Genomic DNA, 26,072 nt, shown 5'->3' with positions numbered 1-26,072 from the left:
TTACTCCAGAATATGTTCTCTTCCCATTGAGATGATCGTTCGTACATGATCATCTGCAAGGGAATAAAAAATAGATTTTCCTTCTCTGCGGTTCTTCACCAGCTTGTTCTGCTTCAGGATGCGAAGCTGATGGGAAACTGCAGACTGTGTCATATTCAGGACTTTCGCAAGATCGCAGACACACACTTCTGATTCAAATAACACGAACAGAATGCGGATACGGGTAGAGTCTGCAAATACCTTGAACAGATCTGCCAGATCATACAATTCTTCCTCGTCCGGCATGGTCTCATTTACGATCTTCAGAAGGTCTTCATGGATTTCCTGACATTCACAGCTTAATTCTTCTCTTTCTTCTGTCATATATATCTCTCTTTCTTTCAACCCATCTTTGTAACCTGTAGTTACAATTTCTTTACAAAAAGGGTTCTTATCGCGTTCAGGACAGCAATTACCATAACTCCGACATCAGCAAAGATTGCAACCCACATGTTGGCAATACCAACTGCGCCGAGAATCAGGCAGATAACCTTGATACCGATTGCAAAATAAATATTTTCATAAACAATACGCATGCATTTCTTCGCAATGCGGATTGCTTTGACGATTTTTTGCGGATCATCATCCATCAGGACGACATCAGCGGCTTCGATCGCAGCATCTGAGCCAAGCGCTCCCATTGCAATACCGATATCGGCTCTGGAAAGTACCGGTGCATCGTTGATACCGTCACCAACAAAGGCAAGTTTTTCTTTCGCTGTCTTTTTTGCAAGGAGTTCTTCTACCTTTGTTACTTTATCAGCCGGCAGAAGTTCACTGTATACACGGTCCACGCCCAGTTCACCTGCTACCTGCTGAGCAACTTTATCGATGTCTCCGGTCAGCATGACTGTCTCTTTGATGCCGTGTTTCTTAAGATTTGCGATTGCCTCTTTTGATGTCGGTTTCGGCACATCAGCGATCAGGATATGTCCTGCATAAGCACCGTTGATTGCCACATGAATGACCGTTCCTACCTGATGACATTCGACTGCTTCTACTCCGATACGTTTCATCAGTTTTGCATTGCCGACTGCCACAGAAACTCCGTCTACTTTTGCGGTAACACCATTTCCACTGATTTCTTCTACATCTGTTACACGATTCTGATCAATTTCTTTGCCATAAGCAGTTTTCAGGCTGCGGCTGATCGGATGTGTGGAAAAGCTTTCTGCAAGTGCGGCATATTCAAGGATTTTTGCTTCTTCCATAGTATTGTGATGCACACCGGCAACTTCAAACACACCTTTTGTCAGAGTACCTGTCTTGTCAAATACAACATATTTCGTCTGCGCCAGTGTTTCCAGATAGTTTGATCCTTTGACCAGGACACCGGCATTGCTTGCACCACCGATTCCCGCAAAGAAACTGAGCGGAATACTGATAACAAGTGCACACGGGCAACTGATTACCAGGAAGGTCAGCGCACGGTAGACCCACTGTCCCCACTGCGCAGGATTGTGGAGGAAAAGAAGATTTACAATCGGCGGCAGTAACGCAAGGGCCAGCGCACCATAGCAGACTGCCGGCGTATAATATCGTGCAAATTTTGAAATAAAGTTTTCGGATCTGGATTTACGGGAACTGGAATTCTCGACAAGTTCCAGAATCCTGGATACAGTAGATTCACCAAACTCTTTTGTAGTACGAATTCTCAGCACACCTGTCATATTGATACATCCGCTGATGATCTCATCTCCCGGTTTTGCATTTCTCGGAAGACTCTCACCGGTCAGGGCACTTGTATTCAGAGTTGTACTTCCTTCAATGATCACACCGTCGATCGGAACTTTTTCACCCGGCTGTACTACGATCATGGAACCGATCTCGACTTCATCCGGATCAACCTGTTCCAGTTTGCCGTCTTTTTCGATATTTGCATAATCCGGACGGATATCCATCAGTTCACTGATGTTGCGACGGCTTTTGCCTACTGCATAGCTCTGGAAAAGTTCACCTATCTGGTAAAAGAGCATAACGGCGATTGCCTCATTATAATCTCCACTCTTCTCATAAACTGCCAGTCCGAAAGCGCCGACTGTGGCAATCGCCATCAGGAAGTTTTCGTCAAACACCTGCCCGTTTTTGATTCCTTTGAAAGCTTTTTTCAAAATATCATATCCGATTTCCAGATAAATCGCCAGATAACAGATGAATCTCGGAATTCCTGTAATCGGAATGAAATGCAGAACGACCAGTAGTACCGCTGCTATGATAATACGTGTCATCATTTTTTTCTGCTTTTTATTCATCTCTTTTCTCTCCTTTTTGAAAATCGCTCTGCCGCAGCCGCAGCAGAGCAATCAGGTTCATTCTTATAAATAAATTTCGCAGTCGTCTTCAACCTTCTTGCAATTCTTGAGGACTTCTTTCATAACACTCTTCGGATCCTGTCCTTCTTCGAATTCTACGTTCATTTTCAGCATCATAAAGTTTACGGCTGCATCCTTAACACCTGCAGTGTTCTTTGCTGCTTCTTCCATTTTGTTTGCACAGTTTGCACAGTCAACTTCGATTTTGTAAGATTTCTTCATAGTGGGATTCTCCTTTTATATGCTTATTCTTTTCTCTCGCTCTTTCATATGAACAATCATTCATATGTTTGATTGTATTATAACATTCCGGTCACATATGTCAATATATTTCCGATAAATTTTCAAGAATTTTATCAGATATTTGGTTACGTAATAATTTCCTATAACGTAAAAAATCCCGGAATACCATCCAGATACTCCGGGAATTTTCTATTCTTTTACAAGCAGGGCCACTGCTTCGGTCCATACTGTTTCACAGAACTGATCTACGCAGCATGCCTTTTCCAGACGATAGCCTGCTGCAAGAAATGCCTCCAGGTCACGTGCGAGACTGGTTGCCTTACAGGAAACATATACGATACGGTTCACACCGTAGGAAAGGATCTTCGGCAGTGCTTTCGGATGAATACCATCACGCGGCGGATCCAGCACGATCACATCCGGCTTTTCCGTCAGGTCATCCAGAACTTTCAGAACATCGCCTGCAATGAAACGGCAATTATCCAGCCCGTTCAGCTTTGCATTTTCTCTTGCAGCTTCCACTGCATCCTCTACGATTTCTACTCCGATCACCTCTTTTGCCACCGGCGCAAGAAGCTGTGCGATCGTACCAGTACCACTGTAAAGGTCAAATACCTCCATACCGCTGGTATTCTGAATGTATTCTCTTACAATATTATAAAGTACTTCCGCCGCCAGGGAATTCGGCTGGAAGAAAGAAAAGGTACTGATTCGGAATTTCAGTCCGAGCAGCGTCTCGTAGAAATAGTCCTGTCCATAAAGAATTCTTGTCTCATCGCTCTGCACGACATCTGATAGAGAATCATTGAGAATGTGCATGATCCCGACGATTTTTCCTTCCAGCGGAAGGGCCAGAAGCTGTTCTTTCAGTGGTTCCAGATCATATTCCTCCTGCGTGGTCGTAACAAGATGTACAAGAATCTCACCTGATGTTACACCACGGCGCAGCATCAGATGTCGGAGATAGCCTGTGTGCTGCAGTTTTCTGTAATAAGAAGCTCCTTTTTCTCTGAAAAACTCACGTACACAGGTCAGAATATCAGTCATATCCTTATGCACCAATTTACAGTCATCCGTATTTAAGATGTCATAAGTGCTACCCTTCTTGTGCAGTCCCAGAGAAAGTGGACCGTCTTTGTACTCATCTCCAAAAGAGAATTCCATCTTGTTACGATAGCCAAACTCAATCGGACTTCCATGGATGCCTTCCCATTCGAAATCCGCCAGACCGTTCTCATCTACCTGACCACCCTGTACCAGTGCATCCTCCAGCAGTTCTTTTATCTGTGTTTCTTTCATTGCCAGCTGATTCTCATAAGACATCGTCTGATACATGCAGCCACCACATGCCGGAAAATTGCTGCACTCCGCCTCTCTTGTCTCAAGAGGAGATTTTTCCAGGACTTCAAGGATTCGTCCCTGCGCTCTGCCGGAACGTTTTTTCTGGATCATAAAGCATACCTTCTGTCCCGGAATTCCGTTTTTGATCAGCACTTTCTGATCGTCGATACAGACATAACCTTTATTCGGAAAGTCCACCTTTTCTATTACACCTTCGTAAATTTCACCTTTTTTCATTTCAATTATTCCTCATCTATTTTAAATCAAAGCAGAAAAGTCTCCTCAAACTACACAACTACTTCAATCTTTGAGTGACTTGTTATGCTTTGCGCGCTAGATGCAGTCTGCTTTAGCAGACATATTCCACTTGCATCTAGTCGCATCCTCGCGGAGCGTGCTGCTCTGTCTTTGACAGAGCAGTAAAACAGCCCCGGTTATCTGCCGGAGCTGCTGATTCATGCTACTCTTACTTTTCCTCGTCTTCGAAATAATCATCAAAATCATCATCGAAATCCTCTTCAAAATCTTCCAGATAATCCGGAGCGAAGAAACGATATACTGCAAACGCAATACCTGCTACTGCTGCAACAGCACCGATGATCGCCAGTACCCAAAGGACTGTATTTTTGTCTTTTTCGTCCTCTTTTTTCTTTAAGGCAGCAAGTAAATCTTCAATTTTTTCGTTCTGTAATAAATGATTCAGATTCATGATGGGCACCTTCCTCTCGTTCAAACTCATTTATAGGTCATAGTATACCACGAATTCCTTCATTTTACCATATCTTCTCATAAATTTTCGCCGATGTAACCACCATCATCTTTTACTTCTGATACACCGATTTTTTCTCCCAGATGTACTCTTGTTTCGATTCCTTTTTCGGAATTCAGGAAAATATCCGGATCCGGCAATACACGATCCTTCTGCGTCATCAGTACGATCGTAGAACCTCCGAAAGCAAAATTGCCTTTTTCTTTACCACGCTTCACTCTGCCCCGAAGCGGAACATTCTCGATTCTGCCAACCATCAGGGCACCCACTTCCATCATAAGGACCGTGCCGAAATTGACAGTTTTAAGCAGCGCATATTCTCTTGTATTTTCTTTATAGATCGGATAAACATCGTTTGCCACCGGATTAACGGTGTGCAACGCACCATCAATGTGCACTCTCCTTGATTCAAAACCATCATCAATATAAATATATCGATGGTAATCATCTACACAGAGTCGAAATACCCAGAGATAACCGCCCTCGTAACGCTTCGCAAGTACCGGATTCTTCAGAAGTTCCGCAACCGTATACGGGGTGTGTTTAATTTTCACCCGGCAATTTTCATCAATCGGATAGACGCTCACCCGGCTGTCACACGGACTTACAAAATGCTCCGGTACCATACTGACCGGCCTCGCACCCTCGCGGATCCTTCTTGTAAAGAAGTCATTGTACGACCGGAACTTTCTCTTTTCATAATCCCGCATGTCGATTCCGGCATGACGGATAAATGCCGGTACTGCCAGAGCCGAAAGACGCGAATCAAGGATCCTGCCGCCAAGCTCAGATAAAACCGGATTTACCAGTGGCTTTAATACTGCCCTGCCAGGTGCACAGCCGTACATCTTCTCAAGAAGGCGGTCCTGCCCGGAATCATTTTTACAGATATGTCCCTGTCTGTCTGCTGTATAGCTGCTCACGGAGCCACTCCTTTCAGTTTTGTCACAACACCATGACGAGCCCACCATGCTTCCTTATAGAAAAGAATAAAGAAGACTGCTACTGCCACAACCGAAACCAGAACAACCAGTTCTTTATTTGTCGGTTTACGGAAACGGAAATTAAGTATAAACAAAAATCCAACGATCAGCATTGCAGCATGGAGCAATCCTACAAAATAACGGAATCCCGGAAAAAACATAGATGCCACAAACAGAAACGGCATGATCACAGCCATCGAGGTGATCGGAAGTCCCTGATAATATTTACGGTTTTCGCTTGTCTCACTCTGTCTCTTTGCTTCCATTACATTAAAATATGCCAGACGGATCACGCCTGCCAGACCATAGAACGCAAGTATAACAACACTGTAAAGCTTGCACATGCCAAGTTTGTATCCAAGGATGATCGGAAAAATTCCGAAACAGACAATATCACACAGAGAATCTATCTGAATGCCAAAGGATTTCTCGTCGTCTGTCCTGTCTTTCTTTGTTCTCGCTATTTTTCCGTCAAACATATCACACAGTCCGGAGAATGCCAGACAGAAAACTGCCACCGTAAGTTTCCCATCGATTGCACAGAACATACCCACTATCGAAGAAACAAGACTGATATATGTAACCACTACCGTATAATCATAAAATCCTATCATTCGTAACTCTCCTTCTCTTTGCTGTCATGCTCCTGTCCGATCGTAAGCTGTGCCACGATGGTAAAAAGAGCACTGATCAAAAGCTCCCCATAATATCCAAGTCCTCTGCTGAGAACCATTCCCGGTAAAAGCAGTGTTCCAAAAACCGGTGTAAAAATCGTCAGAAACAGTGTTTCACTGATTCCCATGCCACCCGGAAGAGGAAGCATATCAACAGAAACAGAAATCACCGCCTGCAGAAACAGCACCGTCCAGAATCCTGTTCCCGACAGCGAAAAGGATCTGTATACAAACCAGGTCACCGCAAACATTGCCATTCTCTGTACAAAGGTAATCCCAATTACATTTGCGATCACTTTTGAATGAGTTTTGAGATACGCCGCCGTATCTCTGTATGCATCCATAGAGTCTTCCAGCTTCTTAAGTCTTCCGTCTTTCCTGCGGAGAATGTGAAGCTTCTCCAGTATCTTAAGTCCCCATACCATAAAGCTTCTTGCAAGGAGCGGATGAAATACCAGTATTGTCATAAAAGTCACACAGAAAATATTCAGCGCAAGTCCAAGATAAAATACCGGAAGTATCCCTTCAAGATACTGATGTAAAAATCCTCTTCCAAATACCGCCACGCCGATTCCGATCACAACAAGCACCAGTTTGTATGTAATCGTAATTATCATAAGAATCACGGCGGATACCGGTATGGGTATATTTTTCTTTTTCATGTAGTATGCCTGCATCGGCTGTCCGCCACTTGCAGACGGTGTGATACAACTGAAGAAAAAACCCACCGATGAAAAAAGAAAGCATGTTTTCTTTTTTACTTTGATTCCATACGAACGCATCATATACCATATAATGATCGATTCACCCCAGATAAAAAATGCGACCAGCGCAAGCCCGGGTGCAAGCCAGCGCTTATCTGCACTGCGTATGGCATCCATCATAGATTCAAGATCTTCTCCATGAAATACTCCGTAGATGGTAAGTGCAAATACAGTCACCAGAAAGACCCCGTTGAAGATCACTTTTTTATTTTTTTTCATAAGTAGCTCACCCTTCTGTCAGCCTGCGAATTTTCTGTTCGATCCTGCTGCCGAATCTTTCGTATATCCTGTAGAGATCTGTCTTTCTTCCGATGAAGAAACAGGATTCAGCAAGAAGGATTCCTCCTGCCACGTCTACGATCACATGCTGTTTCGTAAGAAGTGTGGATACAAATACCAGAATCGCAATTACCATGGACACTCTCTGATACCAGCGCGGAATTTCTTTCCTGCCACGGATTCCCAGATAACAGAACCAACTTACCAGACAGTGGATGGATGGAAATAGATTGTCTGCCGCGTCAATCGAATACAGCCACAGAGCTGCCTGATTCCACAAACCGCCCCCTGTGATCACCGGTCTTGTATTTGTCGTTGGAAATGCAAGAAAAAACACAAGGCAGATACATCTCGATATAAAATCTCCTGTAAAAAACTGATAGACACTGCGCCGATCCTGCCTTGCAATAAGAATGTAATTGACAGCCCAGAAGACATAACAGCCAAAATAGATCACCAGAAACTCCGGGACAAAAGGGAATCTTCTGTCCACGCCTGTCTCGATATTGTGATGATACCATCCGCCTGCGATCATCCTTGAACCTGAATAGACAAGACAATTAAATACAAAAGAAAATATAACCGGAAAAACTCCATAAGCAGGGAGTATTCTCGTAAGACCTTTTAAAAGCTTTTGCATAATGTACTCCCTTCGTTTTTCATATAAAACAGTATAGCATTCCCTGACAGGTGAGGCAACTAAAGTACGAAAACATTAAGAATTCTTAAGAAAAAAGTTATATTCTTTTCAGCTTTGCAAATGCTGCAAACATTTTTTTTGTACCAAAGCGGTCAAAATCTACGGTAACCTCATAATCTCTGCCGCCTTCTACGATATCTTTAACGATGCCAACACCGAATTTGACATGGCGCACGGTATCACCGACTCCGTAATCAAGGGAATCCGCTTTGGTCACTTTGAAGTTCTGTGGCTGAAATGCCTTCGTATGGAAATTCTTCTTCATCTGAAGATAACTGTTCAGTGAAGATTTCGTCTCCGGCATCTTCGGTTTGCGCTCCTGCACAGTATTTCCGAGTTCTACCAGTTCACGCGGAATCTCCCTCACAAACCTGGATACACGGTTATACTGCGTCTCCCCACGTACCATACGCTGCTGCGCACTGGTCAGTGTCAGTTCTTTCATTGCACGGGTAATACCTACATAACACAAGCGACGCTCTTCTTCCATGTCGGAAGGATCTCCCGAAAAGATACTCATGCTGCCCGGAAACATCCCGTCTTCCATACCGGCAAGATAAACATACGGAAACTCCAGTCCCTTTGCACTGTGAAGGGTCATCAGAATCACATAATCCTGATTTTCATCAACTGAATCAATCTCCGCTATCAGGGCAATTTCCTCAAGGAAGCCGGACAGAGTCGCTTCGCGTTCTTCATCCTTCATGGCTTCTTCATAAGAAACCGTCTTGGAAATCAGTTCATCAATATTTTCGATTCTTGCTCTTGCCTCATCAGTATCCTCGGCTTTGAGTTCATCCACATAACCGGTCAGGTCAATGATCTCTTCAAGAAGTTCTGACACAGAATATGCCTGTGCTTTGCTCTTTAATGACTGAATAAAAGTCACAAAGCCCTCGATCTTTGACAGACTTCTTCCGATTGACGGAACCTCCTCCGCCACACGAAGGGCATCATAAAAACTGATATTCATCATATCCGCATAATCCTGCACCCTGCCGACAGTCGTTGCACCAATGCCACGCTTCGGTACATTTAAGATACGCCGTACGGCAAGATCATCCGCTGCATTGTCTACAGTCTTTAAATAACACAGAAGATCTTTGATTTCTTTTCGTGCATAGAAATTTACACCACCGACGATCTTGTACGGAATATTGGCAAGCAGACATTTTTCTTCAAAAAGTCGTGACTGGGCATTTGTACGGTAAAGTACTGCGCAGTCATGGTAATCTGCCGTGCCGTCACGGTGGCGCTTCGCAATATCACCCACAACATATTCTGCTTCTTCATAGCCGTTCATAAACTGACGGAAATGTATCTTCTCTCCTTCCGGATTCTCCGTCCAGAGAGTCTTTTCTTTACGTTCGGTATTATTGGAGATCACACCGTTTGCCGCATTAAGAATATTCTGTGTGGAACGATAATTCTGCTCAAGGCGGATGACTTTTGCATTCGGAAATACTTTCTCGAATCCCAGAATGTTGCCGATATTGGCTCCGCGGAACTTGTAAATAGACTGGTCATCATCACCTACTACACAAAGATTTTCATATCTGGATGCAAGAAGGCTTACAAACTTAAACTGTGCAGTATTCGTGTCCTGATACTCATCAACCATGATATATCGGAACCGCTCCTGATAAGTCTGCAGTACATCATCGCAGTTCTGAAACAGCTCAACAGTTTTTACGATCAGATCATCAAAATCGAGCGCATTATTTCTTCGAAGCGCCGCCTGATATTCACGATAAACCTGCGCAGCTCTTTTCTGATTAAAATCTGCTCCGGCATTCATCTCCATCTCATCCGGATTCAGAAGCTCATCCTTCGCATGGGAAATCTGCGCCAGAAGTGCGCGTTCCTTAACTTTCTTTGTGTCGATGTTCATCTTGCGGCAGATTTCTTTCATCAGGGTTTTCTGGTCATCTGCATCATAGATCGTAAAATTATTATCATAACCAAGGCGATCGATATGACGTCTCAGAATGCGCACACATGTAGAATGGAAAGTGGATACCCACACACTGCCTCCACCGACGTTGCCTGCGATCCGGTCGACACGCTCACGCATTTCGTGCGCAGCCTTATTTGTAAATGTGATCGCAAGTATATTCCACGGATTGATTCCTTTCTCCACAATCAGATATGCGATCCTGTGTGTCAGTACTCTGGTCTTTCCTGACCCTGCTCCTGCAAGAATCAGAAGCGGTCCTTCTGTATAGAAAACCGCCTCCCTCTGGCGGTCATTTAATGTATCATATATGCTCATCAGATTTCTCCTGTCTCTCATTGGTCAGTTCAGTATGTCGAACTGATGTTTTCATGTCTTTTGTTATTATACATGAAAGCCCTCACGGGGTAAAGGAATTTTAAAAAAACCATTTACAAGTAGTATTTAAAACTATATAATAAAGCCTATAGGTGATGAATCAACATTCTGCCTGCTCATCCAGGCAAAGGAGATGAATATATGTCAGTAACTACAGAATCTATGATTCGCAATATTCTGGAACGCGTTTCCGGAATCGGCTATGTGAAGCCAGAGGACATTCCGAATATAGATCTTTATATGGATCAGGTAACCACCTTTATGGAAGCACAGCTTGCACATTCAAAGCGTTATAAAGACGACAAAATCCTCACCAAGACCATGATCAACAACTACGCAAAGAATAATCTGCTCCCTTCCCCCGAGAAGAAGCGTTATTCCAAAGAGCATCTGCTGGTCCTGATCTTTATCTACTACTTTAAAAACATTCTGTCGATCAACGATATCCAGACACTGCTCGGACCGCTGACCGACAAATACTTTAAATCAGAAGGAAACATGGATCTTACTTCTATTTACACAGAAGTATTCAGTATGGAAAAAGGCCAGATTGAGGCCCTCCAAAAAGAACTGCTGGAACGTTATGAGATTGCACAGGAGACTTTTGAGGATGCGCCGGAAGAAGACAAAGATTTTCTTAAGTTATTTTCCTTTATCTGTCTCTTAAGCTTTGACGTTTATGTCAAAAAGATGCTCATTGAACAGATGATCGACGATCTTCGTGCTTCGACGGATCATGATCCGAAACACAAATCCAAGAAATAATATGCAGAACTTAACTTTCCTGCTTTCTGCAAAAAATTACCTGCATCACTGCAGGTAATTTTTATTTACGTAACCAAATTTTCCAAGTCGTTCAGAGTACACTCTCCAGTAAGTACTGTCACTGGAATCTGCAATCTGTACGATATCACCGGTGTTCAGTCTGCCGATTTCATTCTCGTCATCATATGCCATCTCACTTCGAAGAGCAAGATATCCGCTCGTTACCTTAACGGTCTTACGGATCACACTGACTGCGTCAACAAGATAATCCTTATTCACATATCCACCCTTGCCAAGTCCGGGTGCATATACCAACCAGTAGGAACTGTCGCTGGAATCCGCAATCTGTACAGTATCTCCGGTATACAGCTTCCCGATCTCGTTAGAAGATTTGAACGCTTTTTCTGTACGAAGTGCCAGATAACCGCTCTGTACACGGACATTGCATTCGTATGCAGAATTTGCAAGATAATTACAGTTCGTATAACCATACTTATCAAGCTTCGGAGAATAAACATACCAGTAAGTACTGTCACTTGCATTCATCACATCTACCGTGTCTCCGCTGTACAGTTTCCCGATCTCATTGGCATCGTTATATGCCTGTGCATTACGAAGTGCCAGATAACCGCTCGCAACAGCAACCGAATACGTATTCATATCTTCTGCACAATAGTCAACTGCTTTTGCCTCTGCCATAACCGGTACTGCCAGAACAAATGTAAGCATCAGCACCAGCAGAGATCTCACTGCCTGTTTCATCCATTTACGATTCTTCCTCATAGTATAGCCCCCTTTTTTCTTTCGACAAACGCTTAACTGTTCTTGTCAAATTTTTTATTATATTATATCATATATGAAACTACTTTCTGTAAAATTAATTCATCAGGAGGATACAAAAATGCGAAAATTTTTATCCCTTTTTCTCGCCGGATGCCTGATTTTTCTGCTTCCGGCTACGATCTGGGCTTCAGCAGAAACTACTTATGAAAGTGAGCAGGGACAGGCTATGATCAAAGCTCCCTCTTCATCTGTGTTTGGCAGCGGAGATTCCACTGATTCAGCCGATGATGCGGACAGTTCGGATTCTGACAGTTCAGAAGGCGACGAAGATACTGTTTCTTCCGGAATTGACTGGTCAGCCGCAAATACAGCCTCCCGCGCCACTTCCGATAACTCAGGCTTTACCGTATGTATCGATCCGGGACATCAGGGCAGCTGGGTCGACATGAGCGCACAGGAACCGATGGCTCCCGGCTCTTCCCAGACCAAAAACAAAGCGACGACCGGCACCACCGGCAACTATTCCAAAGTTCCGGAATACGAAGTAAATCTACAGGTATCTCTGATTCTTGAAAAGGAACTGACTTCCCGCGGATATAAAGTCGTCATGACACGAGAAGACAACGATAAAGCGATCAGCAACAAAGAACGTGCGGAATTTGCCACCTCTGAGGGTGCAGATATTACCGTCCGCATCCATGCAAACAGCGACAACAGCGCATCCGCTGCCGGAGCACTTACTATGGCACCGACCAGCGCCAACCAGTATCTTGATACAGACCTTATCGAAAAAAGTAATACTCTGGCCGAATGTGTCATAAACAGCTACTGTTCTGCCACCGGACTTGCCAACAAAGGCGTGATCTCTGCTGACAATATGACCGGTACCAACTGGAGTACTGTACCTGTTGCGATCCTGGAAATGGGATTTATGAGCAATGAAAGTGATGACATGTACATCACCGATACTTCCCACCACGAAACAATGGCAAAAGGAATCGCCGACGGAATTGATGAGTACTTCAACATCGTTGCATCTGATCTCACCGGATCAGGAAAACATCTTTCCGATCTGACCGATACACTTGAAAAGACTTATGTCGATCCACTTGAAGCAGCTAATGAAACCTGGGCAATTGCTGCCATGGATCTGAGCGACCATGCTTACAGTACTGTAAATGCGGAAGTATCCATGCAGTCTGCCAGTGTGATCAAAGCTTTCATCATGGCTGCTGTCTTCGATAAACTTGTTTACACTGGCGGAGCGACGGAACCTTCTTCTGATTATGAAAACAGTCTGAAATCTCTCCTGACCCAGATGATCACGGTCAGTGACAACGACGCCGCAAATGAGCTTGCACGCAGACTTGGCGGCGGGGATTTCCAGAAAGGCGCATCTGTCTTAAATGAATTCTGTCAGGAACACGGATATGCATCTACACATCTCGGGCGGGAATTTCTGGCTTCCAACCCGACCGATGACAATTATACAAGTGCCTCCGACTGCTGCCGTCTCCTGTCTGACATTTACAGCGGAAGCATGGTAAACGCAGATGCTTCCTCCGACATGCTGACACTTCTGAAAGCTCAGACACGCACCGGCAAAATCCCATCCGGCATTCCGTCCGGTGTGGAAACCGCCAACAAAACCGGTGAACTTTCTGCAGGTGACGGTCTCGGTGTAGTCGAAAACGACATTGCGATTGTTTTTGACAAGGAGCATCCCTATGTCATCTGTGTACTCTCAAACAACATCCGGAACAATTCAAGCGCACAGGAAACCATCCAAAAGATTTCCGCGGATGTCTATCAGTATATGACCTCCCGGAAATAAAACAACTTCTGAACAGTTCAGACAGACAATAGAAAAGGAACAGGTTATCGGAGTTTACATTGCTCCATAATCTGTTCCTCTTTTTCTTATGTGATCTTTCTTTGATTATGTCGTTTATTCTTCTGTCTTGCCTTCTGCTTCTTTTTCTTTCATTCTGGCAAATACCATCTCATAACCGTCGTTTCCGTAATTCAAAGAACGGTTTACACGGCTGATCGTCGCGGTAGAAGCACCGGTCTTTTCAGAAATATCCAGATATGTGCGCTTGTCTGTCAGCATCTTTGCAACTTCAAAACGCTGTGACAGAGAAAGAAGCTCGTTAATCGTACATACATCCTCAAAAAATGTATAACACTCTTCTTTATTCTTCAGACAAAGGATTGCTTCAAATAAATGGTCAACCTCTTCTGTTCTGATTTTTTTACCCATGATCCCTTCTCCTTTAGTTCCATTTTGTTTTAGTCTTGTTTTCTGTTTTGTGTCTTATTCATATACATCGTATTTTAACACTTTAACATACGAAAAGCAAGGACTATTTTAACGCATTAATATATCCCCTCAATGCATTCACAGAACGATTCACAACCAGCTCCTCCGGAAAATCCAGTTCTTCCAAAAGTCCCCTTGCCGCATCAAATTCCGCAATGTGTGTGTCAAAATGTGCATCACTGTCCATCACGACCGGGACCTGATATTTCATACAGAATTTAAGCATCTTTACATCATTTTCCCTTGCATTCTGCCGAAATGAAGTCGGTACAAGTGAATGATTGTTTACTTCCAGAATCTTACCATATTCCTTTGCCCCCTGTACGAGAGCTTCATAATCCACTTCATAGCGCCCGTCATCCGGATGTCCAATAATATTGACATATGGATTCTTCATCACATTCAGATAGGCACTTGTATTCTCTTCACGTGAGCCCGGTTTCATACACGGCAGATGAAGACTGGCGATTCCGATGTCTATTCCCCGAAGTTCCTCTTCCTTCAGATCAACCTCACCTTGTGGATTCAGGATATTAAGCTCCGCTCCCAGCAAAAGTCGTATTCCGTAAAGTTCCCTCGGAACTGTCTTCAGATTATGAAAATAATAATTATAGCAGGTTCCCGGCATCATCGGCGCATGTTCTGTAATTCCCAGAATCTCAAGTCCCCTGTCTGCTGCTGCTTTTGCCATTTCGCGCAGCGTATTATATGCGTGACCGCTTGCAATTGTATGTGTATGCAGATCCATCACGGTTTCGTATCTCATTTCATCTGTCCTCGTCTTTCTTGTATGCTGTCTGTAAACAATAACCAGTATACTACCTTTTTTTCATTTTGTAGATACTCTGTTGAATTTTTTATCAGTCTAAAGTATAATAAGAACAAATGTACGCATTTATGTAATAGAATGGAGGATCTCTTATGGATCTGTTTGAATATGCCAAATCAAAAACCCTTGACCGTGAATCACCTCTGGCTTCCCGTCTTCGTCCGACGACGCTGGATGAAGTGGTCGGCCAGGAACATATCGTCGGCAAAGACAAATTATTATACCGTGCTATCAAAGCCGATAAGCTGACTTCTGTCATCTTTTACGGTCCGCCCGGCACAGGCAAGACAACTCTCGCCAAAGTCATTGCCAATACGACCAGTGCCAATTTTACCCAGATCAATGCCACCGTTGCCGGCAAGAAAGACATGGAGCAGGTTGTACAGGAAGCGCAGAATAATCTTGGGATGTACGGACGCAAGACCATCCTTTTTATCGATGAGATCCACCGCTTCAATAAGGGACAGCAGGATTATCTTCTTCCTTTTGTAGAGGACGGAACAATCATTCTCATCGGGGCTACGACCGAAAATCCATACTTTGAGGTCAACGGGGCTCTTCTTTCCCGTTCCATCATCTTTGAACTGAAAGCCCTGAGTACCGAAAATATCCGTACGCTGCTTCTCCGTGCAGTCAACGACTGTGACAGGGGCATGGGCAATTACGGTGCTGTGATCGACAATGATGCTCTTGATTTTCTCGCCGATATGGCAGGTGGTGATGCAAGAAGCGCATTAAACGCTGTTGAGCTTGGCATCCTCACCACCCCGAAGAGTACTGACGGACATATCCACCTGACGCTGGAAGTTGCTTCGGAATGTATCCAGAAGCGCGTTGTCCAGTATGATAAAAAAGGTGATAACCACTACGACATCATTTCCGCCTTTATCAAGAGTATGCGTGGTTCCGATCCGGATGCTGCAGTTTACTATCTTGCCAAAATGCTCTACGCCGGCGAAGATATCAAGTTTATTGCACGGCGTATCATGATCCTTGCCTCCGAAGATATCGGAAACGCAGACCCGCAGGCGCTTTCTGTCGCAGTTGCCGCAGCACAGGCCGTTGAGCGTGTCGGTATGCCGGAATCACAGATCATTCTCTCTCAGGCAGTCACCTATATGGCATGCGCCCCGAAGAGTAATTCCGCAGTCAATGCGATCTTTGCCGCAATGGATTCCGTAAAACGCACACGCACCACTGTACCGGTTCACTTGCAGGATGCACATTACGGCGGGCACGAAAAACTCGGCAAAGGTATCGGTTATAAATATGCCCACAGCTATCCGAACCACTATGTCGAACAGCAGTATCTCCCGGACGAAATCCAGGGAGAGCGTTTCTATGAACCGGGAGACCTTGGCTATGAGAAAGAGATCAAGGCTTATATGCACAGAATTAAAGGCAGGGAATGAATTCCCCGCCTTTTGCTTATCATTATTTACCTTTCTCATTGCCTGAGAAGCTCAGATCAGCTCGCCCATCAGGTTCTCATAAATCTCCTGACTCTTTTTCGGCCAGTTACTGCAGATGGCCTGTGCCGCTTCTTTTCCCGGAGCTACCAGTGTCAGATCCAGAACCGTCGATTCTTTCTCAATGATCTGACAGCGCACTGCATGTGCGCCCTGTGGTGTCGTATAATAATCTGCCGGTGTCAGGATGCGTTCCTGCCTCTGTCCGCCATGACTTTGCAGATATTCTTTTATTTCATTTTTGATTTCTCCGGACAGCTCCTTCTCAAAATAAGAAAGTGTCTTCGCTCCTTCTTCCGTCAGTTCGTAATAGGAGCTGTTGGAGATTGTACGTTTCCGGAGTAATTCTGTTTCGGTCAGCTCCGAAAGCACCTTTTGCAGTTGAAAATAATCCGTGTATTCACGGTCAAGTATAAATTCTGAAATCTGAGAATTTGTCAGTGTTTCCTTTGCATGTTTCGCCATATATAAGACGATCAGCTTGTACGTTGTGAATGGTTCTGCCATTTCAGTCACCTCTTTCTCATACTTCTCATACTGTCTGATGTCTGAACTGTCTGCCCTGCCAGTTTCCCCGTATCTTCATCTCATGATGCAGAAGATTCAAAACTTCTCTCTTACGGCTTGCCCACAGAGGCGCAATCAGAAGATCCGCCGGTCCGTCTCCCGTCATCCTGTGAATCACGATTGAAGGATCCAGATGTTCCAGACACTCAATCAGCAGATTCAGATACTCTTCTCTTTCGTAAACATGAAACTTCCCGGCGAGATAATCATCCGCCAGATCCGTCCCACGAAGTACATGCAGCAGCTGCAGCTTGATACCCTGTATATCCCTTCCGTTCAGATAGTCCATCGTCCCGAGGATATCTGCATCAGATTCTCCCGGAAGTCCCAGTATCGTATGAACGATAACCTGTATTCCATGTGATCTGAGCCGATGTACTGTCTCCTCAAAACAGGAAAGCGGGTATCCTCTTCGGATATAAGCGGCAGTCCGCTCATGTATCGTCTGAAGTCCCAGTTCGATCCACACCGGCTTGATCTGATTAAGCTCATCCAGAAGTGCAAGAACCTCATCTCCGATGCAGTCCGGTCTTGTCCCGATGGACAATGCTACTACGGAAGGATGCCGGATTGCCTCCGAAAAAATCTTCCGAAGGTATACGACCGGTGCATACGTATTCGTGTATGCCTGAAAATAAGCAATATATTTGTGAATCGGACGTTTCGCACGAAGCATCTCGATCTGGCTGTCAATCTGATCGGTTATGGAAAACGTCGGATCTGCTGCAAAATCGCCGCTTCCTCCGGCACTGCAGAAAATACAGCCCCGGCTTCCCAGCTTACCGTCCCGGTTCGGACAGGACATGCCGCCATTCAGAGTAACTTTGTAGACTTTTTCGCCAAACGTCTGCTTAAGCATATAGTCCAGAGAATGATACGGCTTGCCGTTCCAGTTTCTTATACTCTGCCCTGCAACCGTCTTTTCACTCATACAGACTCGCCTGCACTTTCCTGCCCGGCTTCTTCTTTTGGCATATAGTTGTCAAAAATCTTCGCAAGGAAATAGGAATTACAATATGCGATCAGTGCAAATCCCATAAGCAGAAACAGCACAAACAGTGTCGACTGTATCTGATAACTTTTCACAAGCAGAAGCAACAGCGGGCATACAGCAATAATTACCATGACAACCGTATACGGAAAATGTCGGATTGCCATAAACAAAGCATTTTTGATCGTATTTTTGATCGTGTTATAGAATCTGGCAAGCACCGGATATACATACAAAAACAGGATAAAATAAATCAGCACAAATGCCATAAAGATAATTTGAAAGATCTGTCCGGCTCCTCCCTGCATTGCTTTTGACACATTCAGGTCTACATAAAGGACCACACCGATCAGCAGCATGATCAGATTAATGATCGTTGCCTGTTTGAAATTCTGCTTAAAAGATTTAAAAAAGCTTCTTAAAATGTACGCTTCTTCATTACGTACCATTTTCAGTGTCACATAGTACATGGCTGTAATCGATGCACCTGCGGTAATGACCGGAATACAACAGACCACACAGATAATATTCAGAATACACAGATCCGCCACCTTACTCATAAACCTGAAAAATTTATTGTCCATATCAAAAATACGTCCCATGTGTATCGCTCCTTTTTTCTTCTCCGGATAACACCGGTCTCTGATAAATAGTATAACGAAAATCTCCACAAAAAGCAATCAAAACCCAAACAGTTGTTTTCTGTCTATAATATTCTCAGGAAGCTACGGCATAATCAGCTCATCTACCTTGACAAGCTCATACCCTTTTTCTTTCAGACTGTCCGCAAGTCTGAGTGCTGCTTCTACTGTCGTCTTATATTCATCATGCATCAGAATGATAGAACCATCTTTTATCTTTTCCTCTACAGTCTTTATGATCTGTTCAGTATTCTGTACCTTCCAGTCCAGCGTGTCAATCGTCCAGAATACCGGCATCATCTCCACACGCAGTTCCAGATTCTTTTTCCACGCCCCGAACGGAGGACGCATATACTGCGGATATCTTCCCGTTGTTTCATAGATCAGGTTGTTCGTCTTTAAGATTTCTTCTCTCGCTTTTGCATCACTCAGTTTATCAAGCTGAACGTGATGATAAGTATGATTTCCGACCAGATGTCCCTCCTCCTGCATACGTCTGACCAGATCCGGATTCTGCTCTACCTTTTCACCCAGAAGAAAAAATGAGACTTTTATATTTCTTGCGCGCAGTCCGTCAAGCAGCACGCTGGTATACCGTGCATCCGGTCCGTCATCAAAAGTCAGTGCAGCTTTTGGATGTTCCACGGACTGTTCTACCAGCCTGAGCATCCCCTGACCTGCTATATTTGCTGCGATCGCTTTTCCGGAAGTACGCCGAACTTCCGGATCTGTACGCTTCCAGCCGACAGCAAGCACAAATACCACTATCAAAATCAGTAAAACACATACTTTTCTTTTTTTCATTAAGGTTCCCGGGCTTTCTTTGATTTTCAGATTCAGGCTCTGTTCAGTATATGAAAGAATGCACAAAAAAAGCACCGGAAGATAAAAAGCCTCCAGTGCCATTTTCTTTATTTATTGTAACTGTTCAGTACCCTCACAGTTACGAGCCAAAATGCATTCCAAATCACCTTCGGTGATGGCATTTTGCCTTATAGGTCTCGGGATTTTGGCAAAAAACATGCCAAAACGCCTCGCGGGATACTACCTTCTGAATAGTTACTATTTATTCAACATAATCTTAAGCTGTGCCTCGATCGCATCCACACATTTCTCAAATCCAAGCTTTCCGCTGTTCAGACAGAGATCGTAGTTTGTCGCATCGTTCCAGATACCGCCCGCAAACTTACGGTAATAATCCTGTTTGCGTTTGTCGTCTTTGAGAAGGAATTTCTCGACATCTTCTCTTGATCCGGAAATCTTCTCAGAAGCCTTCTCCACACGAAATTCCCAAGGCGCATGGATGAATACGCGTAATGTATTCGGACGATCTTTAAATACATAGTTTACGCAGCGTCCTACGATAACGTAGGATTCTTTTTCCGCAAGATCATTCACTACCTTCGCCTGATAATTAAACAGGTTTTCATCAGAGATGAAATCCTTGCTGCCCGGCTGATGCAGCCCACCTTTGTAAATGCTGTCTTTACTTCCGAAAAGAGAACTTTTGACTTTGTCGCCGGCCTCAACTTTTCCAAAAAGCTTCACATCTATTCCGCTCTCATCAGATGCCATCTGAATGATCTGTTTGTCATAAAAAGATATTCCCAGACGTTCTGCCAGCATTTTACCAACGGTACGTCCACCGCTTCCATACTGTCTTGCAATTGTGATTACAACCTGATCCATATCGATTCCTCCTTATTCTCCCAGATATGCTTTCTGGACAGATTCATCATGAAGCAGATCATCTGCTTTTCCTTCCAGAGTGATACTTCCTGTCTCAAGAACATACGCTCTGTCAGCAATAGAAAGGGCTTTCTTTGCGTTCTGCTCAACCAGAAGAACGGTTGTGCCACTTTCACTTACTTCTTTGATAATATCAAAGATCTCATTTACAAAGATCGGGGACAGACCCATGGATGGCTCATCCATCAGAATGATCTTTGGTTTGCTCATCAGAGCACGTCCCATAGCCAGCATCTGCTGCTCACCACCGGAAAGTGTACCGGCACGCTGTCCTGTACGTTCTTTCAGACGTGGGAATCTCTTGTATACCATTTCAAGACTCTGTGCAATCTCATTTTTATCTTTTCTTGTGTAGGCTCCCATCAGAAGGTTTTCGTATACAGACATATCTGCAAAGACACGTCTTCCTTCCGGAACATGCGCCATACCCATCTCAACAATCTTATGTGCAGGTGTCTTTGTAAGATCTTTGCCTCCAAAGCTGATGCTTCCTGCTTTTGCCGGAATGATTCCGGTCAGTGTCTGCAGTGTCGTTGTTTTACCTGCTCCGTTTGCACCGATCAGTGCGATAACTTCTCCCTGTTCTACATGAAAGGAAATCCCCTTCAACGCCTGAATGACACCATAATAAACCTGGAGATCTTTTACTTCCAACATTGACATTTGATCTTCCTCCTATTCTCCCAGATATGCAGTAACAACTGCCGGATCTTTCAGAACCTTCAGTGTTTCGCCCTGTGCAAGCACCTGTCCGAAGTTCAGTACGGTTACTTCTTCACAGATACCTCCAACCAGTTTCATATCATGCTCGATCAGAAGAATGGTCATACCAAAATGTTTCTGTACAAAACGGATAGTATCCATCAGTTCCTGTGTTTCATTCGGGTTCATACCTGCTGCCGGCTCATCCAGCAGAAGAAGCTTCGGATTGGTAGCCAGCGCCCTGGCGATTTCGAGCTTACGCTGCTTACCATATGGAAGGTTTCCTGCAAGTGTATCCGCTTCTTTGTCGAGATCAAATACCTTAAGGATCTCCATTGCTTTTTCGTTCATTTCTTTTTCTACTTTGTGGTATTTCGGAAGTCTTAAGATTCCGGTCAGTGTAGAGTACGAATGATGGTTATGAAGTCCGACCTTAACATTGTCAAGAACCGGCATATCCTTAAACAGGCGAATGTTCTGGAAAGTACGCGCGATACCGGCTTTGTTGATCTCGATCGTACTCTTTCCTGTGATATCCTGTCCGTCAAGCTTGATGATACCTTCTGTCGGTTTGTATACACCTGTAAGAAGGTTGAAAATTGTTGTTTTACCGGCACCGTTCGGTCCGATCAGACCATACAGCTGACCTTTTTCGATGGATACATTAAATCCGTCAACTGCACGAAGACCGCCGAACTGGATAGCCAGATGATTTACCTCTAACATTGCCATAGTTAAGCTGCCTCCTTTTTATTCTTAGTGCCTCTGATTTTTTCCATGACACGTGCTCTCCAGTTTCTTGCTGCCGGTGCCCAGTTAAAGAGCATCATAACGATCAGGACAATCGCATAGATCAGCATACGGTAGTTTGCAAATCCACGGAGGAGTTCCGGAAGTGCATAGAGGATGATCGTTGCGATCATAGAACCTCTTAAGTTTCCGATTCCACCAAGCACGACATATACCAGAATCAGGATAGACATATTGTAGTCAAATCCGGATACCTTTAACATAGAAAGGTTATGTGCATACAGTACGCCTGCAACACCTGCAAGAGCTGCTGAAATAGTAAATGCAAGAAGTTTGAACTTCGTCACATCAATACCTACAGATTCTGCCGCAATACGGTTATCTCTGGTTGCCATGATCGCACGTCCGCTTCTGGAGTTTACCAGGTTCTGTACGATAAACAGTGTAAGCAATACCAGAATGATTCCGATCGGGAAGAAATAATGCTTTACGTCTTTATAAAGAGCACCTGTTCCTGAAATACCAAGTGCACCTTTGAGGATCTGTTTGCCGCCTGCTGCAAGCTTGAGATTTGCAGAACTTGTTGCAACATGAAGTCCGTTTTCATCAAAACCGACATACAGGATATTGATCAGGTTTTTGATAATCTCGCCGAATGCCAGCGTTACGATTGCGAGGTAGTCACCACGAAGGCGAAGTACCGGGATACCGATGATCACACCAAACACTGCTGCTACTGCTGCACCGATCAGAATTGCAAGGATAAATCTCGGCACCTGCGGGATATCACTTGCAATGTGAGAAAATAATGCACTGGAATATGCACCAACGCACATGAATCCTGCATGGCCAAGGCTCAGCTCACCGGAAAAACCTACAACCAGGTTCAGAGAGATTGCCGCAATCGTATAAACGCAAAGCGGAACCAGCAGACCTGTAAGAAGTCTTGAGAGGTTTCCTGTTCCGGAAAGGATCTCTACAATCACAAAAATTGCGATTACAATTCCATAGTTGATAAAATTGTTTTTTGTTGTTTTGTTCATTGTTTTTTTCATTCTGACCACCCCTTATACTTTCTCCTGGATGTTCTTTCCGAACAGTCCGGTAGGTTTTACAAGAAGTACCACGATCAGAACCGCAAAACAGATCGCATCTGCAACCTGAGAAGAAATATAGGCTTTACCGAAGATTTCGATCACGCCGAGAAGAATACCGCCGACCATGGCTCCCGGAATGGATCCGATACCACCAAATACAGCTGCTACGAATGCCTTGATACCAGGCATGGCGCCTGTATACGGAGTCAGTGTCGGATAGGTCTGACAGAGAAGAAGTCCTGCGATTGCTGCAAGTCCGGAACCGATTGCAAATGTCATCGAAATTGTCGCATTGACATTGACACCCATGAGCTGTGCTGCGTCACGGTCTTCAGAAACGGCCTGCATGGCACGTCCCGGTTTTGTCTTCTGTACAAAAAGCATCAGACCGGCCATAATCACAATACAACTCAGGATTGTTACGATCGTAATTCCCTTAATAACAAGCTGTCCGTCAAATAAAGACACCGACGGTACATCAATAACAGTTACAAAACTCTTGGCATCTGCACCGAAGATCAAAAGTGCCAGGTTCTGAAGCAAATAGCTGACACCAATCGCTGTGATCAGTACAGCCAGGTTGGATGACGCCTTACGAAGCGGGCTGTACGCTACTTTCTCGATCACCATACCAAGAACGGTACAGAAGATTACAGAAAGTGCAACAGCCAGCACCGGAGACATGCCTCCTCTGGTAACAGCGGTAAGGATCACATATGCACCGACCATGATGACATCACCATGAGCGAAGTTCAGCATTTTAGCGATACCATATACCATTGTATACCCCAGGGCAATGATTGCATAGATACTGCCCAGACTGATTCCATCTTTTAAATAGGATAAAAAACTCATAATGCACCTCTTTAAATAGTTGTCATATTAGTGCAAGAAAGGGGAACGGCCCTGTGATAACAGGCAACCGTCCCCCGTCCTCTGATTACATTATTTTAATCTGATTATTCCATTTCTACGTAAGCGCCGTCCTGGATTTCGAAAGCTTTTGGCTCTTTATCGCACTCGCCGTCTTCTGTCCATTTTGCTTTACCTGTAAGACCATCAAGCTCTACACTCAGCATTGCCTCAGACATAGCTGCGCTGATGTCTTCGTTGGACATATCCGGTGTGATCTCAGCTGCATCTGCCGCTGCTTTCATTGCATAGAGTACATCATATGTATCTGCTGCGAACTGGTTCGGAACCTCATCTTTGTTAGCATCTTCGTATGCTTTAACGAATGCCTGAGATTTCTCATCTTCTGATGTAGCAGAGAATGGTGTCAGAAGCATAACGCCTTCTGCAAGAGATGTATCGAAGTTTTCTACTCCGAGGATACCGTCCATACCGTCTACACCGAATTTCTTAACGTCGTCCATACCTGCATCATGTGCCTGCTGAAGAATCAGAGCATTGTCTGCATAGTAGTTAGGAAGGAACAGAAGTTCTGCACCGCTGTCTTTGATTTTCTTAAGCTGTACAGAGAAGTCTGTGTTGCTGTCTGCTGTGTATGCTTCATCAGCTACAATTTCCAGACCGTTTTCTTCTGCTGCTGCAACGAACGCATCGTTGATACCTGAGTTGTAGTCTGCGGATGAATCATAGAGAACTGCTACCTTTGTAGCAAGACTATGCTCACCGATGTACTGTGCGGATTTTGTTCCCTGTGCAGGGTCTGTGAAGCACATACGGAATTCGTTGCTTCCTGCTGTAATACTGTCCACTGCTGTTGCAGATGGTGTAAACATGAATGTGCTTTCTGCTGCTTCTGCTCCGACTGCAATACAGGAACCGGATGTTACAGTTCCGCAAAGCATCTGCATTCCTTTGTCAAGAAGGTCATTGTATGCGTTTACTGCCTTCTCCGGGTCAGCCTGATCATCACCTGCGTCAAGAATTTCTACGTTGTATCCGTTGAATCCACCGTTTGCGTTGATTTCCTCTGCTGCAACCTGTGCTGCGTGGTATACACCAAGACCATACTGTGCGTTGTCACCTGTCATAGGTCCGATTACACCGATCTTGAATGTCTCCGCATCATCCGCAAATACAGCCGTCGGCATCATTGTTGCTGTCATGGCTACTGCTGCTGTTACAGCAAGTACTTTTTTCATATTTTTCATAATAAGATCCTCCTATCTTATAATCAGCTCGCTTTACTTTCATTTGCTAAAGCTTTAATGTAGTTGATTATAGCATTCAGTTTCTACGATTGCAAGCAAAATTTTAGAATTTCTTTAGGATTTGTTTATTCAGCAAAAACTACTGTCTTTCTTATACGGACATTTTTAGTTATAAAAAAGACCGCAGTCCGATCGCGGCGCTGTGGTCTTTTATTCATATAATCAGCTATTATGCAACTGCTTTTTTAGCAATTTCAGCAAGTGCTGCAAATCCTTCTGCATCGTTTACTGCAAGTTCTGCAAGCATTTTTCTGTTGATGTCAACGTTTGCAACTTTCAGTCCGTGCATCATTTTGCTGTAGGAAAGTCCGTTCATTCTTGCTGCTGCGTTGATACGAGCGATCCAGAGCTGTCTGAACTGACGTTTTTTCTGTTTACGTCCTGCATAGGAGCTTGCAAGTGCTCTCATTACAGACTGTTTTGCTACTCTATACTGTTTGGAACGGGCTCCTCTGTAACCCTTTGCCAGTTTTAATGTACGGTTATGTCTTTTCTTTGCGTTTAATCCGCCTTTAATTCTTGCCATTTCTTATTTTCCTCCTGTTCGTCTTCCGATATCGTCTGCTGCTTATTATAAATAAGGCAGTGCTTTCTTAATGTTCTTAAGGTTTGTAGAATCTACAACAGTAGCTTTTCTCAGATTTCTCTTTCTCTTCTGAGATTTCTTTGTTAAGATATGGCTCTTGTAAGCTTTATTTCTCATGATTTTTCCGGTTCCGGTTTTTTTGAAACGTTTTGCTGCTGCTCTACAGGTTTTAATCTTAGGCATAATAAAATCCTCCTTAATTCG

At 44.2% G+C, this 26,072-nt stretch carries 28 protein-coding genes; 3 read left to right on the top strand and 25 right to left on the bottom strand.

Annotated elements, in window-relative coordinates; translation table 11 throughout:
• The 10 genes from DWW86_RS06180 to pcrA form a co-directional block, all read right to left on the bottom strand.
• Entirely contained in the window at positions 1 to 363 is a 363-nt protein-coding gene (locus DWW86_RS06180; protein ID WP_072521972.1) for an ArsR/SmtB family transcription factor, read from the bottom strand.
• A 41-nt stretch (positions 364 to 404) separates the two neighbouring features.
• On the bottom strand, positions 405 to 2,291 hold the full coding sequence (locus DWW86_RS06175; RefSeq protein WP_117942580.1) for a heavy metal translocating P-type ATPase: 1,887 nt from the start codon (positions 2,289 to 2,291) through the stop codon (positions 405 to 407).
• A 63-nt stretch (positions 2,292 to 2,354) separates the two neighbouring features.
• On the bottom strand, positions 2,355 to 2,573 hold the full coding sequence (locus DWW86_RS06170; protein ID WP_072521974.1) for a cation transporter: 219 nt from the start codon (positions 2,571 to 2,573) through the stop codon (positions 2,355 to 2,357).
• A gap of 210 nt (positions 2,574 to 2,783) precedes the next feature.
• Entirely contained in the window at positions 2,784 to 4,172 is a 1,389-nt protein-coding gene (gene rlmD / locus DWW86_RS06165) for a 23S rRNA (uracil(1939)-C(5))-methyltransferase RlmD (RefSeq protein WP_117942579.1), read from the bottom strand.
• Between the two features lie 229 nt (positions 4,173 to 4,401).
• Positions 4,402 to 4,644 (bottom strand): hypothetical protein, encoded by a 243-nt coding sequence (locus tag DWW86_RS06160; RefSeq protein WP_072521976.1) that lies wholly within the window; start codon positions 4,642 to 4,644, stop codon positions 4,402 to 4,404.
• Positions 4,645 to 4,721: 77 nt separating this feature from the next.
• Positions 4,722 to 5,627, bottom strand: coding sequence for a phosphatidylserine decarboxylase (locus tag DWW86_RS06155; protein WP_286187659.1), 906 nt, complete (start codon positions 5,625 to 5,627; stop codon positions 4,722 to 4,724).
• The gene (locus DWW86_RS06150) at positions 5,624 to 6,301 is read right to left on the bottom strand and encodes a CDP-alcohol phosphatidyltransferase family protein (protein WP_117942577.1); all 678 of its coding nucleotides are present in this window, start codon (positions 6,299 to 6,301) and stop codon (positions 5,624 to 5,626) included. The genes DWW86_RS06155 and DWW86_RS06150 overlap by 4 nt, the downstream gene beginning before the upstream one ends.
• The gene (locus DWW86_RS06145) at positions 6,298 to 7,344 is read right to left on the bottom strand and encodes a lysylphosphatidylglycerol synthase transmembrane domain-containing protein (protein ID WP_072521979.1); all 1,047 of its coding nucleotides are present in this window, start codon (positions 7,342 to 7,344) and stop codon (positions 6,298 to 6,300) included. The genes DWW86_RS06150 and DWW86_RS06145 overlap by 4 nt, the downstream gene beginning before the upstream one ends.
• 7 nt (positions 7,345 to 7,351) lie before the next feature.
• Positions 7,352 to 8,044, bottom strand: coding sequence for a phosphatase PAP2 family protein (locus DWW86_RS06140; protein ID WP_117942576.1), 693 nt, complete (start codon positions 8,042 to 8,044; stop codon positions 7,352 to 7,354).
• A 97-nt stretch (positions 8,045 to 8,141) separates the two neighbouring features.
• Positions 8,142 to 10,376 carry a DNA helicase PcrA gene (pcrA, locus tag DWW86_RS06135; RefSeq protein WP_117942575.1) on the bottom strand — a complete coding sequence of 745 codons (2,235 nt, stop codon included), beginning with the start codon at positions 10,374 to 10,376 and terminating at the stop codon, positions 8,142 to 8,144.
• Between the two features lie 201 nt (positions 10,377 to 10,577).
• Between pcrA and DWW86_RS06130 the strand changes: the two genes are divergently transcribed.
• Positions 10,578 to 11,201, top strand: coding sequence for a DUF1836 domain-containing protein (locus DWW86_RS06130; protein WP_072521982.1), 624 nt, complete (start codon positions 10,578 to 10,580; stop codon positions 11,199 to 11,201).
• Positions 11,202 to 11,246: 45 nt separating this feature from the next.
• Here DWW86_RS06130 and DWW86_RS06125 read toward each other — a convergent pair whose 3' ends face one another.
• Positions 11,247 to 11,984, bottom strand: a complete 738-nt coding sequence (locus DWW86_RS06125; protein WP_072521983.1) for an SH3 domain-containing protein — start codon at positions 11,982 to 11,984, stop codon at positions 11,247 to 11,249.
• Between the two features lie 118 nt (positions 11,985 to 12,102).
• Between DWW86_RS06125 and DWW86_RS06120 the strand changes: the two genes are divergently transcribed.
• Complete coding sequence (locus DWW86_RS06120) at positions 12,103 to 13,818, top strand: serine hydrolase (RefSeq protein ID WP_117942574.1); 1,716 nt, start codon at positions 12,103 to 12,105, stop codon at positions 13,816 to 13,818.
• 114 nt (positions 13,819 to 13,932) lie between these two features.
• On the opposite strand, the gene DWW86_RS06115 is transcribed toward DWW86_RS06120, so the two are convergent.
• Together DWW86_RS06115 and DWW86_RS06110 are read right to left on the bottom strand one after the other, a co-directional pair.
• Complete coding sequence (locus tag DWW86_RS06115) at positions 13,933 to 14,247, bottom strand: YerC/YecD family TrpR-related protein (protein WP_015541997.1); 315 nt, start codon at positions 14,245 to 14,247, stop codon at positions 13,933 to 13,935.
• A 103-nt stretch (positions 14,248 to 14,350) separates the two neighbouring features.
• Entirely contained in the window at positions 14,351 to 15,073 is a 723-nt protein-coding gene (locus DWW86_RS06110) for a phosphatase (RefSeq protein ID WP_072521985.1), read from the bottom strand.
• Positions 15,074 to 15,228: 155 nt separating this feature from the next.
• Between DWW86_RS06110 and DWW86_RS06105 the strand changes: the two genes are divergently transcribed.
• Positions 15,229 to 16,548 carry a replication-associated recombination protein A gene (locus DWW86_RS06105; RefSeq protein WP_117942573.1) on the top strand — a complete coding sequence of 440 codons (1,320 nt, stop codon included), beginning with the start codon at positions 15,229 to 15,231 and terminating at the stop codon, positions 16,546 to 16,548.
• A 51-nt stretch (positions 16,549 to 16,599) separates the two neighbouring features.
• On the opposite strand, the gene DWW86_RS06100 is transcribed toward DWW86_RS06105, so the two are convergent.
• From DWW86_RS06100 to rpmI, 12 genes are all read right to left on the bottom strand, one after another.
• Positions 16,600 to 17,112, bottom strand: a complete 513-nt coding sequence (locus DWW86_RS06100) for a DUF4364 family protein (RefSeq protein ID WP_072521987.1) — start codon at positions 17,110 to 17,112, stop codon at positions 16,600 to 16,602.
• 25 nt (positions 17,113 to 17,137) lie between these two features.
• Positions 17,138 to 18,103, bottom strand: coding sequence for a tRNA modification radical SAM protein MnmL/YtqA (mnmL, locus tag DWW86_RS06095; RefSeq protein ID WP_181985314.1), 966 nt, complete (start codon positions 18,101 to 18,103; stop codon positions 17,138 to 17,140).
• Positions 18,100 to 18,765 (bottom strand): YesL family protein, encoded by a 666-nt coding sequence (locus DWW86_RS06090; protein ID WP_072521988.1) that lies wholly within the window; start codon positions 18,763 to 18,765, stop codon positions 18,100 to 18,102. The genes mnmL and DWW86_RS06090 overlap by 4 nt, the downstream gene beginning before the upstream one ends.
• A 123-nt stretch (positions 18,766 to 18,888) precedes the next feature.
• Entirely contained in the window at positions 18,889 to 19,608 is a 720-nt protein-coding gene (locus DWW86_RS06085) for a polysaccharide deacetylase family protein (protein ID WP_117942698.1), read from the bottom strand.
• 258 nt (positions 19,609 to 19,866) lie between these two features.
• Positions 19,867 to 20,493, bottom strand: a complete 627-nt coding sequence (locus DWW86_RS06080; RefSeq protein WP_072521989.1) for a cytidylate kinase-like family protein — start codon at positions 20,491 to 20,493, stop codon at positions 19,867 to 19,869.
• 12 nt (positions 20,494 to 20,505) lie between these two features.
• The gene (locus DWW86_RS06075; RefSeq protein ID WP_117942572.1) at positions 20,506 to 21,216 is read right to left on the bottom strand and encodes an ABC transporter ATP-binding protein; all 711 of its coding nucleotides are present in this window, start codon (positions 21,214 to 21,216) and stop codon (positions 20,506 to 20,508) included.
• Positions 21,217 to 21,228: 12 nt separating this feature from the next.
• Complete coding sequence (locus DWW86_RS06070; RefSeq protein ID WP_072521991.1) at positions 21,229 to 21,987, bottom strand: ABC transporter ATP-binding protein; 759 nt, start codon at positions 21,985 to 21,987, stop codon at positions 21,229 to 21,231.
• A 2-nt stretch (positions 21,988 to 21,989) separates the two neighbouring features.
• The gene (locus tag DWW86_RS06065) at positions 21,990 to 23,060 is read right to left on the bottom strand and encodes a branched-chain amino acid ABC transporter permease (RefSeq protein WP_117942697.1); all 1,071 of its coding nucleotides are present in this window, start codon (positions 23,058 to 23,060) and stop codon (positions 21,990 to 21,992) included.
• Positions 23,061 to 23,072: 12 nt separating this feature from the next.
• Positions 23,073 to 23,957, bottom strand: a complete 885-nt coding sequence (locus DWW86_RS06060) for a branched-chain amino acid ABC transporter permease (protein ID WP_015541988.1) — start codon at positions 23,955 to 23,957, stop codon at positions 23,073 to 23,075.
• A 104-nt stretch (positions 23,958 to 24,061) separates the two neighbouring features.
• Complete coding sequence (locus tag DWW86_RS06055) at positions 24,062 to 25,222, bottom strand: ABC transporter substrate-binding protein (protein WP_072521992.1); 1,161 nt, start codon at positions 25,220 to 25,222, stop codon at positions 24,062 to 24,064.
• 229 nt (positions 25,223 to 25,451) lie between these two features.
• A complete protein-coding gene (gene rplT, locus DWW86_RS06050) occupies positions 25,452 to 25,808 on the bottom strand; it encodes a 50S ribosomal protein L20 (RefSeq protein WP_015541986.1) in 357 nt (118 codons plus the stop codon).
• A 45-nt stretch (positions 25,809 to 25,853) separates the two neighbouring features.
• The gene (rpmI, locus tag DWW86_RS06045) at positions 25,854 to 26,051 is read right to left on the bottom strand and encodes a 50S ribosomal protein L35 (RefSeq protein WP_015541985.1); all 198 of its coding nucleotides are present in this window, start codon (positions 26,049 to 26,051) and stop codon (positions 25,854 to 25,856) included.
• Positions 26,052 to 26,072 lie beyond the last annotated feature (21 nt).

Source organism: Ruminococcus sp. AF17-22AC, from assembly GCF_003460065.1.
Taxonomy (GTDB): Bacteria; Bacillota; Clostridia; order Lachnospirales; family Lachnospiraceae; genus Blautia_A.
The sequence above is the reverse complement of the archived record's forward strand: the minus strand, read 5'-3'. Positions and strand labels throughout refer to the sequence as shown.

What these genes read in the sequence shown, in the direction of transcription:
- DWW86_RS06055 (WP_072521992.1), bottom strand. Translation starts at nt 25,222, where the DNA reads ATGAAAAATATGAAAAAAGTACTTGCTGTAACAGCAGCAGTAGCCATG.
- rlmD (WP_117942579.1), bottom strand. Translation starts at nt 4,172, where the DNA reads ATGAAAAAAGGTGAAATTTACGAAGGTGTAATAGAAAAGGTGGACTTT.
- DWW86_RS06180 (WP_072521972.1), bottom strand. Translation starts at nt 363, where the DNA reads ATGACAGAAGAAAGAGAAGAATTAAGCTGTGAATGTCAGGAAATCCAT.
- rpmI (WP_015541985.1), bottom strand. Translation starts at nt 26,051, where the DNA reads ATGCCTAAGATTAAAACCTGTAGAGCAGCAGCAAAACGTTTCAAAAAA.
- DWW86_RS06100 (WP_072521987.1), bottom strand. Translation starts at nt 17,112, where the DNA reads ATGGCAGAACCATTCACAACGTACAAGCTGATCGTCTTATATATGGCG.
- DWW86_RS06175 (WP_117942580.1), bottom strand. Translation starts at nt 2,291, where the DNA reads ATGAATAAAAAGCAGAAAAAAATGATGACACGTATTATCATAGCAGCG.
- DWW86_RS06130 (WP_072521982.1), top strand. Translation starts at nt 10,578, where the DNA reads ATGTCAGTAACTACAGAATCTATGATTCGCAATATTCTGGAACGCGTT.
- DWW86_RS06115 (WP_015541997.1), bottom strand. Translation starts at nt 14,247, where the DNA reads ATGGGTAAAAAAATCAGAACAGAAGAGGTTGACCATTTATTTGAAGCA.
- DWW86_RS06070 (WP_072521991.1), bottom strand. Translation starts at nt 21,987, where the DNA reads ATGGCAATGTTAGAGGTAAATCATCTGGCTATCCAGTTCGGCGGTCTT.
- DWW86_RS06065 (WP_117942697.1), bottom strand. Translation starts at nt 23,060, where the DNA reads ATGAAAAAAACAATGAACAAAACAACAAAAAACAATTTTATCAACTAT.
- DWW86_RS06090 (WP_072521988.1), bottom strand. Translation starts at nt 18,765, where the DNA reads ATGGGACGTATTTTTGATATGGACAATAAATTTTTCAGGTTTATGAGT.
- DWW86_RS06140 (WP_117942576.1), bottom strand. Translation starts at nt 8,044, where the DNA reads ATGCAAAAGCTTTTAAAAGGTCTTACGAGAATACTCCCTGCTTATGGA.
- DWW86_RS06105 (WP_117942573.1), top strand. Translation starts at nt 15,229, where the DNA reads ATGGATCTGTTTGAATATGCCAAATCAAAAACCCTTGACCGTGAATCA.
- DWW86_RS06110 (WP_072521985.1), bottom strand. Translation starts at nt 15,073, where the DNA reads ATGAGATACGAAACCGTGATGGATCTGCATACACATACAATTGCAAGC.
- DWW86_RS06075 (WP_117942572.1), bottom strand. Translation starts at nt 21,216, where the DNA reads ATGTCAATGTTGGAAGTAAAAGATCTCCAGGTTTATTATGGTGTCATT.
- DWW86_RS06120 (WP_117942574.1), top strand. Translation starts at nt 12,103, where the DNA reads ATGCGAAAATTTTTATCCCTTTTTCTCGCCGGATGCCTGATTTTTCTG.
- pcrA (WP_117942575.1), bottom strand. Translation starts at nt 10,376, where the DNA reads ATGAGCATATATGATACATTAAATGACCGCCAGAGGGAGGCGGTTTTC.
- DWW86_RS06170 (WP_072521974.1), bottom strand. Translation starts at nt 2,573, where the DNA reads ATGAAGAAATCTTACAAAATCGAAGTTGACTGTGCAAACTGTGCAAAC.
- DWW86_RS06125 (WP_072521983.1), bottom strand. Translation starts at nt 11,984, where the DNA reads ATGAGGAAGAATCGTAAATGGATGAAACAGGCAGTGAGATCTCTGCTG.
- DWW86_RS06085 (WP_117942698.1), bottom strand. Translation starts at nt 19,608, where the DNA reads ATGAAAAAAAGAAAAGTATGTGTTTTACTGATTTTGATAGTGGTATTT.
- DWW86_RS06150 (WP_117942577.1), bottom strand. Translation starts at nt 6,301, where the DNA reads ATGATAGGATTTTATGATTATACGGTAGTGGTTACATATATCAGTCTT.
- DWW86_RS06160 (WP_072521976.1), bottom strand. Translation starts at nt 4,644, where the DNA reads ATGAATCTGAATCATTTATTACAGAACGAAAAAATTGAAGATTTACTT.
- DWW86_RS06080 (WP_072521989.1), bottom strand. Translation starts at nt 20,493, where the DNA reads ATGGATCAGGTTGTAATCACAATTGCAAGACAGTATGGAAGCGGTGGA.
- rplT (WP_015541986.1), bottom strand. Translation starts at nt 25,808, where the DNA reads ATGGCAAGAATTAAAGGCGGATTAAACGCAAAGAAAAGACATAACCGT.
- DWW86_RS06060 (WP_015541988.1), bottom strand. Translation starts at nt 23,957, where the DNA reads ATGAGTTTTTTATCCTATTTAAAAGATGGAATCAGTCTGGGCAGTATC.
- mnmL (WP_181985314.1), bottom strand. Translation starts at nt 18,103, where the DNA reads ATGAGTGAAAAGACGGTTGCAGGGCAGAGTATAAGAAACTGGAACGGC.
- DWW86_RS06145 (WP_072521979.1), bottom strand. Translation starts at nt 7,344, where the DNA reads ATGAAAAAAAATAAAAAAGTGATCTTCAACGGGGTCTTTCTGGTGACT.